This window comes from Actinomadura rubrisoli (assembly GCF_004349215.1).
GTDB lineage: Bacteria > Actinomycetota > Actinomycetes > Streptosporangiales > Streptosporangiaceae > Spirillospora > Spirillospora rubrisoli.
Genome location: NZ_SMKU01000227.1, coordinates 1 through 15044, shown reverse-complemented (window position 1 = coordinate 15044; position 15044 = coordinate 1). Strand labels below are relative to the sequence as shown.

Annotated in this window: 15 protein-coding genes and 1 pseudogene; 5 read left to right on the top strand and 11 right to left on the bottom strand. The window is 71.5% G+C overall.

The features are described 5' to 3' along the window. Window positions 1-519: 519 nt before the first annotated feature. The 4 genes from E1298_RS31865 to E1298_RS51925 form a co-directional block, all read right to left on the bottom strand. Window positions 520-2109, bottom strand: a complete 1590-nt coding sequence (locus tag E1298_RS31865; protein ID WP_243725935.1) for a rhamnogalacturonidase — start codon at window positions 2107-2109, stop codon at window positions 520-522. A gap of 91 nt (window positions 2110-2200) precedes the next feature. Next, complete coding sequence (locus E1298_RS31860) at window positions 2201-2926, bottom strand: DUF2306 domain-containing protein (RefSeq protein WP_131899870.1); 726 nt, start codon at window positions 2924-2926, stop codon at window positions 2201-2203. Then, complete coding sequence (locus tag E1298_RS48585; protein ID WP_165975779.1) at window positions 2923-3087, bottom strand: hypothetical protein; 165 nt, start codon at window positions 3085-3087, stop codon at window positions 2923-2925. The genes E1298_RS31860 and E1298_RS48585 overlap by 4 nt, the downstream gene beginning before the upstream one ends. Continuing rightward, window positions 3038-3991, bottom strand: coding sequence for a hypothetical protein (locus E1298_RS51925; RefSeq protein ID WP_424923169.1), 954 nt, complete (start codon window positions 3989-3991; stop codon window positions 3038-3040). Before E1298_RS51925 ends, E1298_RS48585 begins: the two co-directional genes overlap by 50 nt. Here E1298_RS51925 and E1298_RS50680 point away from each other — a divergent pair. Then, window positions 3933-4244, top strand: a complete 312-nt coding sequence (locus E1298_RS50680; protein WP_131899868.1) for a hypothetical protein — start codon at window positions 3933-3935, stop codon at window positions 4242-4244. The genes E1298_RS51925 and E1298_RS50680 overlap by 59 nt on opposite strands. A gap of 9 nt (window positions 4245-4253) precedes the next feature. Here the strand turns inward: E1298_RS50680 and E1298_RS51920 are convergent. Beyond that, a pseudogene (locus tag E1298_RS51920) lies at window positions 4254-4385 on the bottom strand (carboxymuconolactone decarboxylase family protein); the annotation flags it as partial. Between the two features lie 227 nt (window positions 4386-4612). On the opposite strand from E1298_RS51920, the gene E1298_RS31845 reads away from it, so the two are divergent. Continuing rightward, window positions 4613-5182, top strand: coding sequence for a CGNR zinc finger domain-containing protein (locus tag E1298_RS31845; RefSeq protein WP_131899866.1), 570 nt, complete (start codon window positions 4613-4615; stop codon window positions 5180-5182). Between the two features lie 263 nt (window positions 5183-5445). On the opposite strand, the gene E1298_RS31840 is transcribed toward E1298_RS31845, so the two are convergent. Continuing rightward, window positions 5446-7539 carry a RecQ family ATP-dependent DNA helicase gene (locus E1298_RS31840; RefSeq protein WP_131899864.1) on the bottom strand — a complete coding sequence of 698 codons (2094 nt, stop codon included), beginning with the start codon at window positions 7537-7539 and terminating at the stop codon, window positions 5446-5448. Between the two features lie 184 nt (window positions 7540-7723). Between E1298_RS31840 and E1298_RS31835 the strand changes: the two genes are divergently transcribed. The 3 genes from E1298_RS31835 to E1298_RS31825 all read left to right on the top strand — a co-directional run bounded on the left by E1298_RS31835 (window position 7724) and on the right by E1298_RS31825 (window position 10614). After that, on the top strand, window positions 7724-9052 hold the full coding sequence (locus E1298_RS31835; RefSeq protein ID WP_131899863.1) for a threonine/serine exporter family protein: 1329 nt from the start codon (window positions 7724-7726) through the stop codon (window positions 9050-9052). Between the two features lie 63 nt (window positions 9053-9115). Next, window positions 9116-9442, top strand: a complete 327-nt coding sequence (locus tag E1298_RS31830) for a hypothetical protein (protein WP_131899861.1) — start codon at window positions 9116-9118, stop codon at window positions 9440-9442. Between the two features lie 8 nt (window positions 9443-9450). Beyond that, window positions 9451-10614, top strand: a complete 1164-nt coding sequence (locus E1298_RS31825) for a DUF6745 domain-containing protein (protein WP_131899859.1) — start codon at window positions 9451-9453, stop codon at window positions 10612-10614. A gap of 101 nt (window positions 10615-10715) precedes the next feature. Here E1298_RS31825 and E1298_RS31820 read toward each other — a convergent pair whose 3' ends face one another. The 5 genes from E1298_RS31820 to E1298_RS31800 form a co-directional block, all read right to left on the bottom strand. Continuing rightward, window positions 10716-11102, bottom strand: coding sequence for an ATP-binding protein (locus tag E1298_RS31820; RefSeq protein ID WP_131899857.1), 387 nt, complete (start codon window positions 11100-11102; stop codon window positions 10716-10718). Window positions 11103-11301: 199 nt separating this feature from the next. Further along, entirely contained in the window at window positions 11302-12147 is an 846-nt protein-coding gene (locus E1298_RS31815; protein WP_131899855.1) for an STM4011 family radical SAM protein, read from the bottom strand. Then, window positions 12147-13523, bottom strand: a complete 1377-nt coding sequence (locus E1298_RS31810) for an STM4012 family radical SAM protein (RefSeq protein ID WP_131899853.1) — start codon at window positions 13521-13523, stop codon at window positions 12147-12149. The genes E1298_RS31815 and E1298_RS31810 overlap by 1 nt, the downstream gene beginning before the upstream one ends. Continuing rightward, window positions 13520-14350, bottom strand: a complete 831-nt coding sequence (locus E1298_RS31805) for an STM4013/SEN3800 family hydrolase (RefSeq protein ID WP_131899851.1) — start codon at window positions 14348-14350, stop codon at window positions 13520-13522. The genes E1298_RS31810 and E1298_RS31805 overlap by 4 nt, the downstream gene beginning before the upstream one ends. Next, on the bottom strand, window positions 14338-15044 hold a 707-nt coding region (locus E1298_RS31800; RefSeq protein WP_207944956.1), incomplete at its 5' end, for an STM4014 family protein. The genes E1298_RS31805 and E1298_RS31800, both read right to left, overlap by 13 nt.

The window sequence follows — 15044 nt, the reverse complement described above, 5'->3', positions numbered from 1 at the left end:
CGCCCCGTCCAGCCCCCGCGTCCCGACGCCCCGGCGAAGACCGCCGCGTCCGCGCCGTCCACAGCGCCGGGCGCCAAGGCCGAGCCGGTCGACAAGCTCGTGTACTCCCCCTCGCCGGACCCGGCCGCCCCCCGGCCCCTCTGACTCCGGTTCGCCGCGGCTCTTCTCCGCCGCGGCGCCCGGGCCCTTGTCGGCCCGTGCGCGGGGCCGCGCGCACGGGCCGGCGTCTCCTCTCGGCCGCGGAGAAGCTGCGCTCCAGAGCCCAGGAGGCGGGCGCCGTCCGCGGACCGCACCGCAGCCGAGGTGCCGACACTCGCGAACGCGGCCGCCGTCTCAGAAACCGACGCCGACCGGGTGCGCCGCCTACTCGCCATCCTTCGCCGCGGCCCTAGCGGACCGGCTGAGCCATGAGGGCACAACCAGCCCGCAGGGGAAAATCTCCCTGTCCGCTTCACGAACTTCGAGCCAGACCCCGGTGGGGTGTGTCCGAGGCGGGTGGGCGGTCCGGCAGATCAGGGGTCACAGTTCTTTGTGGCCGATGTGGTCGAGACGGGTGTCGGGCACCGGGCGGCTGGTGGTGACGGTGAAGTCGTCGACGTCGTTCAGGACGAAGGTCGGCGTCCCTTGGACCTTGTCGGCCCGGTTGTGATGGAAGTCGGCGTCGGCCACGTCCCGCAATGCGTACGCGGGACGCGTGTCGTGTTCCTCGAACCTGACCTCGACGTTGTCGAACGTGATGCCTTTGGCGTGCCGGATGAAGAAGCCGTAGGCGGGCAGAGGGCCGAACATAGTGGTCTCGGGGTAGCCGCCTTCGTTCTCGGCGGGGTTCTGGCCGACGTCTCCCGGCGTGAGGCCGCCGGCAACACTGTGCCGGACGTTGCTGATCCGGACGTCCTCGATGGGGTGGCCGGGGATTCCGGAGATCGTTGACGGGTAGCGGGGGTCGGCGTTGTAGACGATGACGTCGCTGATGCTGACCCGGCGCAGCCTGCCGACCGGGGCGCCCGCCGGCCCGCGCATCCGCGAGCCCAGCCGCAGGAAGATCGGCATCTGTACGTGGCGCATGGTGAGGTTGCTGATCGTCACGTCCTCCAGCGGCCCGCCGTCGACGGTCTGCAGCGCCAGCCCGCGGCAGTGCTCGAAGATCACGTTCGAGATGGCGATGTTCTTGAACCCGCCGTTGGACTCGGTGCCGAACTTGATCCGCCCGGTCCGCCCGTACGACGCGGCGGTCTTGAACGTCCCGTCGTACAGGGTGCCGAGGTCGTAGCCGCTGACCATGCAGTTGTCGATGGTCACGTTCTCGGTGGGACGGGCCTCGCCCAGCGCGTACGAGCTCTTGAGCACGATCGCGTCGGCGTTGGGCGTGTTGATGGTGGTGCCCGAGATCCGGACGTTGCGGCAGCAGTCGAGGTTGATCCCGTCGCTGTAGGTGTCGATGACCAGGTTGTCGACCCGCAGGTTGTCCACGCCGGTCGGCAGGATCGCCAGGCTCCCGCCGTTGAGGAGCGTGATGTCGCGGATCGTGACATTCCGGCAGAGCTTCAGCGCGATCGCCTTGTTGCCCTGCCCCGGATCCTTTTCCCCGGGGCCGCCGACCAGGCCCTTCCCGTCGATCACACCCGGGCCGAAGATGGTGATGCCGGTAAGACCCTCACCCCAGATCAGGCTGTTGTGCCAGTGGCTGTGCGCGAAATCCTGGTACGGATCGCCCGCTCCCGGCTCGGCCGGGTCGTACCCCTTTCCGCCGGCGGGCGCGGCGGCGAGCAGCGTCGCGCCCTGGGCGAGATAGAGGGCGACATTGCTCTTCAGGCGGATCGAGTAGCAGGCGTACGTACCGGCCGGGAAGTAGACGGTGCCGCCCGGCCCGCCGGAGTGCGCAGGGGCTTTGGTGGCCTCGGCGAGCGCGCGGTTGACGGCGTCGGAGTCGATCGTCACGCCGTCGCCCTTGGCGCCGAAACGCGTCACGTCAAAGATCCGGCCGGGGTCGTCCGCCGGGCGCCTGGGCGCCGCCTCGGCGGCGGTTCCCGGCGCCAGCGGAAGCGCGGCGCCGGCCATTGCGGCCGCCCCCGTCGTGACGATGCGGCGACGGCTCACCGACTTGACCACGGTTTCTCCTTTCGTGTGTGCGGCAACCAGTCCGGCCCCGACGAGCAGCGCCCGATCCCGGACCACCCCGTCCGCGCCGACCTGACCGGCCTCAAACACCGCACTCTTCGTCTTCTGGTCGAGCGCTTCCGCCGGACGGGCTGGGCCGGACGTCCCGCCGACTCCTGGCGGAGCGTGGTCGGCGGCGTCTGATGAGGGTCTCCGCCGCGATGAGGTTGACGATCCAGCCGAGGGACTGGCCGATGGGGATCATGGATGGAGCCCTGTCGCCGATGGAGCCGGCGCTGGTGATGAAGGGCGTCTGGGCGAGGAGGAGGAGCGGGACAAGAATGCGGGAGGTGACGGCGAGGAAGGTGAGGGCGTAGTTGCGCATCATCCAGTTCTGGTGCTGGGTGTAGTCGTGGCGGCGGGCCGCCTGGTAGGCGAGGGTGCCGGTAATGAGCCAGAGGACAGCGGGAATGGTCAGGCCGATCTGAGTGATGAGGCGGCCGGACAACAGGGCTACTGGAACAGCGGCGAGGGCAGAGGGCAGGACCCCGGCGAAGAGGTAGAGTCGACCGATCGTGCGGTGGATCTGCCTGCGTGTCCGGATGGCCGGGACGAACTGGAGGGGCCCCAGGACGAGGGCGATGAGAGCGGTGAAGATGTGGGTGACGAGCAGGGCGTAGTGAACTCCGCCGTTGACGTCCAGGCGGCTGTTGTCGCTGCCCAGGAGCAGGTAGGGGCCGACCAGGACCGCCCCGAAGACGGTGGCGACGATGAACATCAGCCAGATCTTGCGGGCTCCCCGCGAGGCGGCGGCTGATCCGGCTGTCATGCCTGCTCCCTGATCAGCGCGGAGGGCACCCCCACGATGCCTGGCACCGATCGCCACCACTGGCCCGCGCCCGCGCCGTCGAGCCGGGGACGGACCGGACCGCGCTGCACGTCACCGGCGAGGAGCACCAGGCCGCCGACACGACCGGCAGCCCGGGGCACGGTCCAAATGCAAGACGTCAAAGGAACCGAGGCGCCGCGCCACCTCGCGCTGGCTGTACCCCAGCCGGTCATGTCGAGGGCGTACACCCGGCGATGGACGGCGAGTAGGCCCACGACCCGGTTCCAAGCGTCGGCGCCGTGCACCAGGACGACCGGTGGCCAGCCACCACCCCTCCACCGGAACCACGCGCGGATCCCGTCGGCCGACACGCACCGCAGGCCGGTGGGCTGGCCGAGGCGGCCGGCCGCCGCCGCGTCGCAACTGAAAAGGGCGGCCGTGACGATCGGCAGGGTTGCGAGCAACCGCCGCGCCCATGTCCGCCGAGCCGACCTCGCCCCTTCCGAACAGCGGCGCGGTGATCGCCGTGCCGTCCCGCGCGCCGGACGCCGCGCTTCGCCCGATTCCGTGGCAGGGGTCTTGCCAGACCGTTCGCCGACCTCCGTGACATTCTCCGCCATCAGCACTCCCCCGCCAGACGGCCGAGCGGCGGACGAAGTGATGTGTTGGCTGCTCATGATTCCCTCCGGCGCCGGTGACGTCGCACCATCCTTGGAGGCGATCACGTCCGCCGTCGTCGTATCGCGGGAGGCTTCCCGCATACCCCCCTCGGCGTAGGCGGCCCGGACCTGACGGCGTGCGCACGCCAGGCACCGCCGGGCCTCGCAGGCTCAAGACCAAGGTGAAAGATGAGCCGGACCGATCGATGCGGCCGGTGGATCGAGGCGGGTGGTCGGCCGGGGCGGGTGATGGACCGGCGCGGCCGCTAGCCGTGGTGAAGCCTGCGGCTACCGACACCAGGTGCCCCAGCAGGACGGCGGATGGGCGCGCCGCCGGGAGCGCCGGAGTGACGGCGACCAGCGCGGCGGAGGCGGCCGGCGGTGGCGCGAGGAGTGGCTCGTCCACCAGCGCCTGCACCACCGCCAGCGACGCCGGCAACTCCCATATCGGACGCAGCTTCGCGCTCACACCGGAGCCAGTCGTTCTCGGTCTCGGCGACCTTGTTCACATAGTTGGTGAGGGTCTGCAGCGCGACCAAGGCGATGATCTCCAGGATCTGCACCTCGCTCACCCGGCCGCCCGCGCCGCCGTGTCGTCCGCGGGATCGGGTGAGCTCTTGGGCGAAGGCCACGGCGGCGGCCTCCTTCGGGACACGTGAGTTCCCGGACGTGGCCGCCTCCAGTTCGGCGGCGTCCAGTCCCGCGCCTCTGCCGCCGTGCGTGCGGGCGGCGACGCAGTAGCCGCAGTCGTTCGCTGCGCCGACCGCGAGGGCGATCCGCTCCGCGGTCGCGGGCGGCAGCGTTCCTTCTTGAGCGAGCAGGACGGCCCAAGGTAACCGTCCAGTGCTGCGGGGCGCTCGCCGTGACGCGCAGCATGTTCAGCACCCGTCTTATGCGCCGCTCCGGGCCCTCCAGCTTCGGTCGTCGTTTACGGCCCGATCAGGGCCTCGCCTTTCTAACGGGATCTTGATATTTGTTGCGTTACAATATAACGCCATGGGCTTGGAAAGCCCGTTAGGGTGGGGGCATGAGTGATGAGCCGCTGGCGCTGCGCCTCGCGTCCACGGTCCGTGCAGAGCGGAGTGGCCTGACCGATCGGCTCGCGACCGCCCAGGGCCTCACCCACTGGGTCCACGAGCAGGACCTAGCTCCCTATCTGGACACGGCGGCCTTCACCACGGACGAGGCGACCCGAGCCCAGATCGTGGATCTGCGGCAGGCCGTCCGCGCGCTGTTCGCCCGCGCCGTGGCACCCGGCCCGCCGAGCAGCGCCGACGCCGCCGAGCTGCCGCCGTTCCCGGACGCGCTCGCGCTGATCAACGCCGCCGCAGCACCCGTCCTCAGCCGGCTCGACTGGCGGGACGCTCCGCGCAAGCGCCTGTCCCCCACGGTCGACGACCCCGCCGACCGCCTCGCCGCCGCGCTGGCCAACGCGGCCGTCGACTTCTTCGCCGACCCGATCGTCGCGCAGATCCGCGTCTGCCCGGCGCCCCGCTGCGTCCTCTACTTCATCAAGCGGCACCCGCGCCAGGAGTGGTGCTCAGTGGCCTGCGGCAACCGAGCCCGCGCCGCCCGGCACTACCACCAGCACCGCTGACCCGCGCACCTCAGTTGGCGGTCGCCAGCACCAGGGGAAGCACGGCGCCAACCCACGCACCCCCGCCACGAGACGCCGACACCAAGCACAGGACGACACCCACCCGCGTGCCCCAGCTACCAGACACCGGCACCAAGGGCAGGACGGCGCTGACCCACACACCCCAATTGAGGGACACCGGCACCAAAGCAGGACGGCGCCGACCCGCGTGCCCAGCTGCGAGACGCCGGCACCGAGGGCAGGATGGCGCTGGCCCGCGTGACTCAGTTGGGGGTCGCCAGTACCAGGGGGAGGACGGCTGGGGCGCCGGCCTCCCTGAGGAGGCGGGTGGCGACGGTCATGGTCCAGCCGGTCTCCACACGGTCGTCGACGAGGAGGACGGGACCGGGCGCGTCGGGGAGGGCGGCGGCCAGGTCGGCGGGGACGGTCAGGGCGTTCCAGACGGAGCGGAGCCGCTGGGCGCTGTTGTGGCGGCGCGGGACGGGCTCGGCGGCGGGGGCCAGCTCGCCCAGGTAGGGCAGGCGGCCGATCTCGGCGATGCGGCGGCCGAAACTGGCGACCAGGCGGGGACGGGAGTGCGACCCGATCGTGACGACGCCGGTGGGACGGGCCGTCCAGTCCCAGGCGGCGAGGACCTTGACGACGGCGCCGACCATGTCGGCGGGGACGTCGGCGTCGTCGGACGCGAACAGCTCGCGCAGGCGGTTGCCCCAGCCGATGTCGGTGAGGCGGCCGAGGGCGCGGCCGGTCTCGGGGAGTTGGTCGGAGTTGATGCGGCCGGAGACGCCGAGGTCGTCCTTGACGCCGGTGGGCCACATGCGGCGGGGCGCGATGTCGACGCCGGGACGGTGCAGGCGGTCACGGGCTTGGGCGGCTCCTTCCCGGGTGACGTCGGCGGACCAGCGGTCGCCGGTGCAGTTGTCGCAGCGCCCGCAGGGGGCGGCGGCGGGATCGTCGAGCTGGGCGCGGAGGAAGTGCTCGCGGCAGCCGGTGGTCGCGATGTAGTCGAGCATCGCCTGCTGCTCGCGGCGGCGTTCGGCGGTGACGCGGTCGTAGCGCTCGCGGTCGTAGACCCACGGCTCGCCGGTGGCCGTCCACCCGCCCTTGACGCGCCGGACGGCGCCGTCGACGTCGAGGACCTTGAGCATCATCTCCAGGCGGGCGCGGTTGAGGTCGACCATGGGCTCCAGGGCGCCGGTGGACAGGGTGCGGCCGGCGTTCTCCAGGACCTCCAGGGTGCTGCGGACGATGTGCTCCGGCGGGAAGGCGAGGCTGGCGAAGTAGGCCCAGATGTCGCGGTCTTCCGGGCCGGGCAGGAGGATCACCTCGGCGCGGTCGACGCCGCGGCCCGCGCGTCCGATCTGCTGGTAGTAGGAGACCGGGGACTGCGGGGCGCCGACGTGGACGATGAAGCCGAGGTCGGGCTTGTCGAAGCCCATGCCGAGGGCGCTGGTGGCGACCAGGGCCTTGATCCTGTTCTCCTGGAGGTCCTGCTCGGCCTGCAGGCGCTCGGCCGGGTCGGTCTGGCCTGAGTAGGCGGCGACCTCGTGGCCGCGCTCGCGGAGGTAGCCGGTGATCTCGTGGGCGGCGGCGACGGTCAGGGTGTAGACGATGCCCGAGCCGGGGAGCCGGTCGAGGTGCTCGCCCAGCCAGGCGATGCGCTGCTCGGCGGTGGGCAGCGCGACCACGGCGAGGCGCAGGGACTCGCGTTCGAGCGCGCCGCGCAGGACGAGGGCGTCGTCGCCGGCGAGCTGCTCGGCGACGTCCTGGGTGACGCGTGCGTTGGCGGTGGCGGTGGTGGCGAGGACGGGGATGCCGGGCGGCAGGTCGGCGAGCAGGGTGCGCAGGCGCCGGTAGTCGGGGCGGAAGTCGTGGCCCCAGTCGGAGATGCAGTGGGCCTCGTCGACGACGACCAGGCCCGCGCCGGCGGCGAGCTTGGGCAGGACGAGGTCGCGGAAGTCGGGGTTGTTGAGCCGCTCGGGGCTGACCAGCAGGACGTCGACCTCGCCGGCCTCGACCTCCCCGAAGATCCGCTCCCAGTCGTCGGTGTTGGCGGAGTTGATCGTGCGGGCGTGGATGCCGGCCCGGTCGGCCGCCTCGATCTGGTTGCGCATCAGCGCCAGCAGCGGGGAGACGATCACCGTGGGGCCCGCGCCGCGCTCGCGGAGCAGCCGGGTCGCCACGAAGTAGACGGCGGACTTGCCCCAGCCGGTGCGCTGGACGACCAGGGCCCGGCGCCGCTCGACGACGAGGGCGTGGATCGCCGTCCACTGGTCGTCGCGGAGCCGTGCGTGATCGCCGGCGAGGGCGCGCAGGCACCGCTCGGCCTCGTGGCGGAGTCCCTCGGAAGTGCTCATGTCACCTTGGTATCAGCGACCGGAGACCGGTCGCACCAGAATCACGTTCTGTGGATAACTCCCGAATGATTTGGGACGGCGAGCCCATGGGTAGCCTGCCCTGCAAGATCAGTTCGGGCGCGGGAAGGGGCACGGGCGGCGAATGGGTGCGGCGGAACGCTTGAGGCGAACGTGGCACGTGCTGATGGACAGTTCCCCTCCCGAACCGCCCGAAGACGAACCGAGCGAGGTGGTCGACCCCCGTGCCATCGACCTCGTCCTGCGCGTGGGAGAGCTGCTGCTGGCCAGCGGGGAGACCACCGAGCGGGTCAACGAGGCGATGCTCGGCCTGGGCGTCGCCTACGAGCTCCCGCGCTGCGAGGTGCAGGTCACGCTGACCAGCCTGCTCGTCAGCGCCCACCCGGGGAAGGGCGCCGCCCCGATGACGGCGTCGCGGTCGATCCGGCGCCGTACACCGGCGTACTGGCGGCTCACCGCCCTGCACGCTCTCGTCCAAGACGCCTCCATCGGCATGGTCGGGATCGAGGACGCCCACGAAAGACTCGCGGCGATCAAAAGGGGCCGTCCGCCGTATCCGGCCTGGCTGATCGTCGTCTCGCTGGGGCTCATCGCGGCCTCGGCCAGTGTGCTGTCGGGCGGCGGACCGCTCGTCGCCGGGACGGCCTTCGTCGCCACCCTGCTCGGCGACCGCGCCGCCGCCGCCCTGGCGCGCCGGGGCATCGCGGAGTTCTTCCAGCTCACGGTGGCCGCCGCGATCGGCGCGACGGGCGCGGCGCTGGTGGTGGCGATGGGCAACCCGGCGCACGCCGCCACGATCGTCACGGGCGCGATCCTGGCGCTGCTGCCGGGCCGTCCGCTGGTCGCGAGCATCCAGGACGGCATCACCGGCGACCTGGTGAGCGCCGGGGCGCGGATGCTGGAGGTCTTCTTCATGATCGCGGCGATCGTCGCGGGGCTGGGCGGGATCGTCTACATCGCGGTCAAGCTGAACGTGCCGATCGACGTCAGCCATCTGCCGAGGGCTCCGGCGACGTTGAAGCCCATCCCGCTGGTGGCCGCCGCCGCCATCTCGGTGACGTTCGCCATCTCCCTGGCGGCGCCGCGGGAGGTCCTGACCGCCTCGGCCCTGGGCGGGGGGCTCATCTGGGCGCTGTACGTGATGCTCCTGGGCTGGAACGTTCCGCCCGTCCTGGCGTCCGCCGTGGCGGCCACCGTCGTCGGCGTGCTGTCGAACTGGCTGGCCCGGCGTCATGGGGCACCCGTCATGCCGTACGTGGTCCCGGCCATCGGCCCGCTCCTGCCCGGGACGATGCTGTACCGGGGCATGGTCGAGCTGAACACCGGCGCCTCGCAGACGGGCGTGCTCAGCCTCATCGGGGCGCTCTCGGTGGCCCTCGCCCTCGGCGCCGGCGTCAACCTCGGCGGCGAGCTGGTCCGCGCCTTCCAGCGCGTCGGCCTGAGCGCCTCCGGCCGCTGGGCACGCCCAGCGGCCCGCCGCACACGCGGCTTCTGACGACATGGGCGCGCGGGCTTTGGGGGTCGGAAAATTGTCGGTGGCGGAGGTTATGTTCGCCACATGTACCGACAGGGAGACATTCTCATCCTGCCAGTGCCCGAGGAGGCGGTCCCGCAGGCTGTCCGGGCCCTGCCGCCGTCCCCGCGCGACGGGCGGGGACGCATGGTCCTCGCGCTCGGCGAGGCGACCGGGCACGCGCACGCGCTGACCGCGCCGGGCTCGCTGCTGCGGGTTCCCGACCCGCTCGCGCCCGACCACCTGCACCTGCCGTCGGGCGGGCGGCTCGTCCATGAGGAGCACGCGGCCATCACGCTCCCCAAGGGCTGGTACCGGGTGATCCGGCAGCGCGAGTACGTGCCGGGTTCCGTGCGGGTCGTGGCGGACTGATGCCCGGCATGTTCACCAGGACACCACGCGCAGCGCACTACGTCGTCGCCGACTGGCAGTCGATCGCCTTCAGCACTGACCCCGCCGATCGCGGACGGGCCGAGGCGGGCGTCGCCGCCGCCTATACGGCCGCCGGTCTCGAAGCACCCGAACGGTACGTCTGGGTGCCCTCCCCCGCGCGCGGGGCGGCCGTGGCGGCGATCCTGTCCGGGCACGGCGAGGCGCTGAAGGAGGCGGGCCTGCACGATCTGGTCGCGCAAGCCTGGGCCGACCTCGGAGACGACCCCGCCGGGAGGGTCGCAGGGGCGAGCGTCTTGACCGCCGTCCGGACACGTCCTTGGGAGGCCGAACGCACCGCGGCCTGCTCCGAACAGGGGCCGGAGCAGTGGCCGCGGGTGTGGGCCGATACCGGGGGCCTGCTCTGGGACCAGGTCCAGTCGCTGGTCATCCGGGTGCGCGGCGCCATCGGGGAACTCGCGCACGCGGATGGCGGCGGGTCGGCGAGCGCCGAGGCGACCCCGGCCCAGAACCAGGCCGAGTCCCTTCTGCGCGCCGCCACGCTCGACGCCGTGCTGGGCCAGCACGAGGCGCCCTGGCTGGCGCTCTTCGAGGCGCTCGGACGGCTCGACGGGCCGCTCGCGGGCCTCGCGCAGGCCGCCCGTTCGGCGGGCTGGTGGTGGCCGTATGAGCGGCTGGCGATCCTCTCCGAGCGGCCCGGAGAGCTGCACCGCGACGAGCCCGGACGGCTCCACCGCGGTGACGGCCCGGCCCTGGCCTACCCGGACGGGTTCTCTCTGCACGCCTGGCGCGGCATGCCGATCCCGCCCGACTTCGTCGCCTCCCTGACGGGCCTCACCCCCGCCCGCATCTCCTCGGAGGAGAACGCGGAGCTGCGGCGGGTGATGCTGGAGATCTTCGGCTACGACCGGTACCTGGCCGAGACGGGGGCACGCCCTCTGCACCGCGACGAGACGGGTGTGCTGTGGTCCATCGACCTGCCCGGTGACGAGCCCGTCGTCATGGTGGAAGTGGTCAACTCCACACCCGAGCCGGACGGCACTCACCGCACCTACTATCTGCGCGTCCCGCCCACCACGCGCACAGCGCGCGCGGGCGTCGCCTGGACGTTCGGGGTGGACGAGGCCGACTACCACCCGGAGAAGCAGACCTGAGCCTATGGACGGCCGGTCCGTCACCGGCCTTGGCGGGTGTTCCTTGGTAGCACTTCCCCTGTCACCAAGGAACACCCGCCCCGCTCACTCCGGGCAGAGGTTCAGCCGGTCGCGGTCTGGGCCCAGGTGACCTTGCCCGCGCCGGTCGGACGCCACCCCCAGGAGCTCGACAGGGCGCCGACGAGCTGGAGACCGCGGCCGCCTTCGGCCTGCGGGCTCGCGACGATCTCGGCGGGGCCCTCCGGGTTGTCGTCCCAGACCTCCACCATGGCCGTCATGTCGTCCGGCAGGTAGAGGACCAGCGTGATCCTTTCCGCGTAGCGGATCGCGTTCGTCACGAGCTCGCTGGTGATGAGTTCGAGGTCGCCGTTGGGGTCCGGGCGGTCCCAGCCCTCCATGGCCGCCCGGACGCCGTCACGGGCCGCGCGCACCGCCGTGTCGACCGGTCTGAGCGAGAGGACGAGGTGAGGCCGTTCGAGAAAGTCCACAGGGCCGCCTAACGATCAACCACGCCGACGCGGGGCGCCGCGACCGGGCACTGCCGACCGCCGCCCACCGATCGTCCGGCCAGGGACGCCCGGGCCCGCCGTGCTTCCAGCGGTCGGCTACCGCAAGCATGCGCCCTCCGGAAGCGGCGCGCACGAGAGGGCGGGCCCGTAAACACACGACAGCCCCTAAGGGACAGGATCAGAGCAGGGACGGAATGCGTTCGAGAATGCCACCGGCGAACGTGTCGTACAGGCCGAGCGGCTCCAGATGCACGTAGCCGATGTGGCAGTCGCACGTGTCGAGCGGACACGGGCGCGGCGCCAGGGCCCCGGCGTACGAACCGTCGTAGAGATTGCCCAGGACGGACGGGACGAAGTGGCAGCGGCGAACCGTCCCCTCACCGTCCACGGACACGACGGTCTCACCCGTACGGCAGGCGAGGCCGCGGCTGGCGTGCGGATGCCGGCTGACGGGGAAGAGCGGATCGAGTTCCGTCCAAGAGGCGGCCTCGGCGTCGTCGTAGACACGCCCCTCGGCGGCGTTGACCCACAGGTACGTCCCGGCGGGGAGGTCGCCGCGGAGGCGGCGGGCGGCGTCGAGGTGGTCGGGCTCTCCGACGACGCCGACGCTGAACCGCACCCCGCGCGCCGCCAGATCGCGGCACTTCCCGAGGAACCGTTCGTACGGCACCTGGCCGGGGTGGTAGGTCGCCCACAGCGCCAGCCGTGACAGGTCGGCCTCGGCCGTCCACGACACGCGCCGGCTCAGGTTGGTCTGGATCGCGACCCGGTCGACGTGCGGAAGATGACTCAGCTGCACCAGAGCCTGTCGGTACCAGGACCGGACGAGCCCTTCGCCCCACGGTGTGAACAGCACGGAGACGCGATGGTCGCGGCCGGTGACCCAGGTGGTGAAGCGTTCGAGCGCGGCACGGTCGGCACGGAGTTGCTCTGGCGTGTCACGGCGCTTGGCGAAAGGGCAGTACGGGCAGTCGTAGTCGCAGCTGGCGAGCGGCCCCCGGTAGAGGATCGTCAGGTGCTCCATCAGCGGGCCTCGTAGGTGCTCATGAGGTCCCGCACGCGGGAGGAGAACAGGGCCGGGCCTATGGCGTCTGAGTACGCGAGTCCCTCGGGCGTCAGCTTGAGGGTGTGGTCGGGCGTTTCCAGCCATCCCTGGTCGCCGAATGACTGGAATTCAGCGGAAAAGTCATTCAGTGGATCGGTGCCGAAGCGCGCGCGGTAGGCGCTTCGGTCAAGTCCGGTCGCTTGTAGCAAGGACTGGATGAGGTGACGGCGGCGGCGTTCCTCGTCGTCCAGGCGGAAGCCCACACGCGCGGTGCTGAAATCGTCCGCGCGTACGTAGTCGTCAATGATGGAGCGGACGTGCCGTGGCTCGACGGCGTACTCGAACGAGTAGTGCAGGCCGCTCGTGTAGGAACGCGCTCCGCACCCCAGGCCCACCATGCCGTCGGTCTGGCAGCAGTACTCGGTGCCGCCCGCATTGCCCGAGGGGAGCCGGAACATCCGCATCGACACCTGCTCGTAGCCCTCGGCCAGGAGATGGTCCCGGCCGAGGCGGTAGAGGGCGAGGCGCTGATCGTCCCGTTCGCTTTCGAGCCTGTCGAGTCGGTCGGGCCTGTTGGGCCCGGTGGCCCTGCCGCGCTCGCCGACCTTGGCAAGGCCGGTGTCCGGGCGGACGTAGAGCGGATAGAGGTAGATCTCCTCCGGACGCCAGCCAAGGGCGGCGTTCAAGGAATGGAGCCACGTCGTGGGCGTCTGACCGTCGATGCCGTAGATCAGGTCGATGTTGAGGGTCGGGAAGCCCACGGCCCGGATCCGGTCGAGCGCGGCCTCGACCTCGGCGCGTTTCTGGGGCCGGACGGCGGCGCGCGCCTCCTCGTCCAGGAAACTCTGCACGCCGATCGAGATGCGCGTGGTCCCGCGTTCGGCGAGCACGGTCAGCCGGTCGGTGGTGGCTGTGGCCGGGGACGTCTCCACCCCCAGCGGGATCGCGCCGAACCCGGAGAACCGTCCGGCGATGTCGCAGAGGCGTTCCAGCTCGGACGCGGTGAGGTAGGTGGGCGTGCCGCCACCGAACGCCGCCGTCACGAACGTCGCCTCCTGCGCGGACGCCTCCTCCAAGGCGTTAAGTACGGCGGCGGCCTGGCGGTCGAGCGCGTCCAGGTAGGCGCTGGTCAGCTCTTCGGGTGCGCCCGTGCGCGTGAAGAGGTTGCAGAAGCCGCACCGCATTTCGCAGAACGGGACATGCAGGTACAGGAAGAGCGAGTCGAGTGCCTCTCCCGCCCACTCCTTGCTCAACAGAGGCTCAGGATCGAGCAGAGGCTCCGTGGTGAGCGGACGGTAGGCGGACTTGTGCGGGTAGGCGTAGACGTATCCCTGGTAGGGCTCGATGGACTTCACGAAATCACGAACTCCCCGTACGGAACGGTCCACACGACCTCGTGGCCGATGCGGTGCCCGATGTGGCCGTCCTCGCCATACGCCGTCCCGTGGTCGGAGCAGACGATCACGAAGCAGGGGCGGCGCATCAGGTCGAACAGCCGGCCCAGATGGGCGTCGACATGCCGCAGGGCGGCGGCGTGGCTGGCACGCGTGTCGCCGTGGGCGGCGGCCGCTGCGTGTGTTTCGGCTTGGGGGCCTGTCGGGCCGTCCAGGTAGAACCAGTTGGGCTGGTGGAGGGACGCCACGTTCAGCAGCAGGAAGAGGCGGCGTCCGGCGGGCAGCCGCGCCATCACGTCGGCGACGCGGTCGATCTGGTTGGGCAGCGACGCCGGGTCGGCCACACCGAACTCCGGTTCCCAATGGCTCTCGGCGAACAGCGACGGGAGCGCGGAGCCGAGCGGTGTGAGCTTGTTGAAGAAGCCGACGCCGCCCACGCAGACCGTGTGGTAGCCGGCGGCGGTGAGGCCGGTGGGCAGGTCGGCGGCGTCGAACGTCCAGGTGCCGGGGGCCGTCGTCTCGCTGCCGGGGAAATTCCCCGCGAACAGCCGCGGGTGCGGGCCGGGTGATGCCGGGGTCGGCAGGAACCCGGCCAGCATCGCGGCGTGCGCGGCGTAGGTGAAGCTTCCGGGGGTGTGGCGGCGTTCCCAGCGGCCGCCGGGAAGCAGCCCGGCGAGCGTGGGCGTCGCACCGGACGCGGCCAGTTCGGCGGCCACGTCGTAGCGCAGCGTGTCGATCGTCACCAGCAGAAGGTCGTGGCTGCCGATGATCTCGTTCATGTCGTACATACGGCGGTGTTCTCCGACAAGGCGGCTCTGACCTGGGCAGTGTAAGTGTCGAGACCGTCCGCGGAACCGCCGGGCAAACCGGTGAGGCCCGGGAGCAGATCCCCGAACGCGTTGACCTCTCCCACGGCGAACCGCTTCATCCCCACGCAGACGAGGAGATCGACGCCGACCATGAGACTGCCCGGGAAACAGGCGGCGGCCCGCGCGCACACGTCGAGCGCTCGTTCCCAGCCGTCCTCGCCGAGCGCGCGCCGCACCGCTCCAAGGTCGCCCCTGGCGCCGCCAAGATGCAAGTTGGTCATGGGGCTGCGGCTCGTCCGGACGACCGCGTGGGTGGGTTCCCCGCCGATGACGACCACGCGCAGGTCGAACACCCGTCCGCCGATCGCGGCCTTGGGCAACCAGCGCTCCACGTGCAGACCGTCCGGCGCGAGAACGTCGATGAGCGCCGCGGCCTCCCGCTCGGTCTCGTAGGCGCGGACCCGCAGGGAGTTGAACGGGCCGGACGGCGTCATGGCCACCGACGTGACGGCCCTGACGCGCCCGCCCGGGGCGGTCTGGAGAGCGACGACCCCCGACGCGGACGAGCCGTGCGCGGGCTTGACGAACACCCTCCGCTCCCCCGCGCCGTCCATCCGAGCGCGCACCTCCGCGTAGCTCTCGGCGGGCGGGAGCGGAGGGTGTTCGTCAAGCC

What these genes read in the sequence shown, in the direction of transcription:
- E1298_RS31860 (WP_131899870.1), bottom strand. Translation starts at nt 2,926, where the DNA reads ATGACAGCCGGATCAGCCGCCGCCTCGCGGGGAGCCCGCAAGATCTGG.
- E1298_RS31845 (WP_131899866.1), top strand. Translation starts at nt 4,613, where the DNA reads ATGAGTGATGAGCCGCTGGCGCTGCGCCTCGCGTCCACGGTCCGTGCA.
- E1298_RS31840 (WP_131899864.1), bottom strand. Translation starts at nt 7,539, where the DNA reads ATGAGCACTTCCGAGGGACTCCGCCACGAGGCCGAGCGGTGCCTGCGC.
- E1298_RS31835 (WP_131899863.1), top strand. Translation starts at nt 7,724, where the DNA reads ATGGACAGTTCCCCTCCCGAACCGCCCGAAGACGAACCGAGCGAGGTG.
- E1298_RS31830 (WP_131899861.1), top strand. Translation starts at nt 9,116, where the DNA reads ATGTACCGACAGGGAGACATTCTCATCCTGCCAGTGCCCGAGGAGGCG.
- E1298_RS31825 (WP_131899859.1), top strand. Translation starts at nt 9,451, where the DNA reads ATGTTCACCAGGACACCACGCGCAGCGCACTACGTCGTCGCCGACTGG.
- E1298_RS31815 (WP_131899855.1), bottom strand. Translation starts at nt 12,147, where the DNA reads ATGGAGCACCTGACGATCCTCTACCGGGGGCCGCTCGCCAGCTGCGAC.
- E1298_RS31805 (WP_131899851.1), bottom strand. Translation starts at nt 14,350, where the DNA reads ATGTACGACATGAACGAGATCATCGGCAGCCACGACCTTCTGCTGGTG.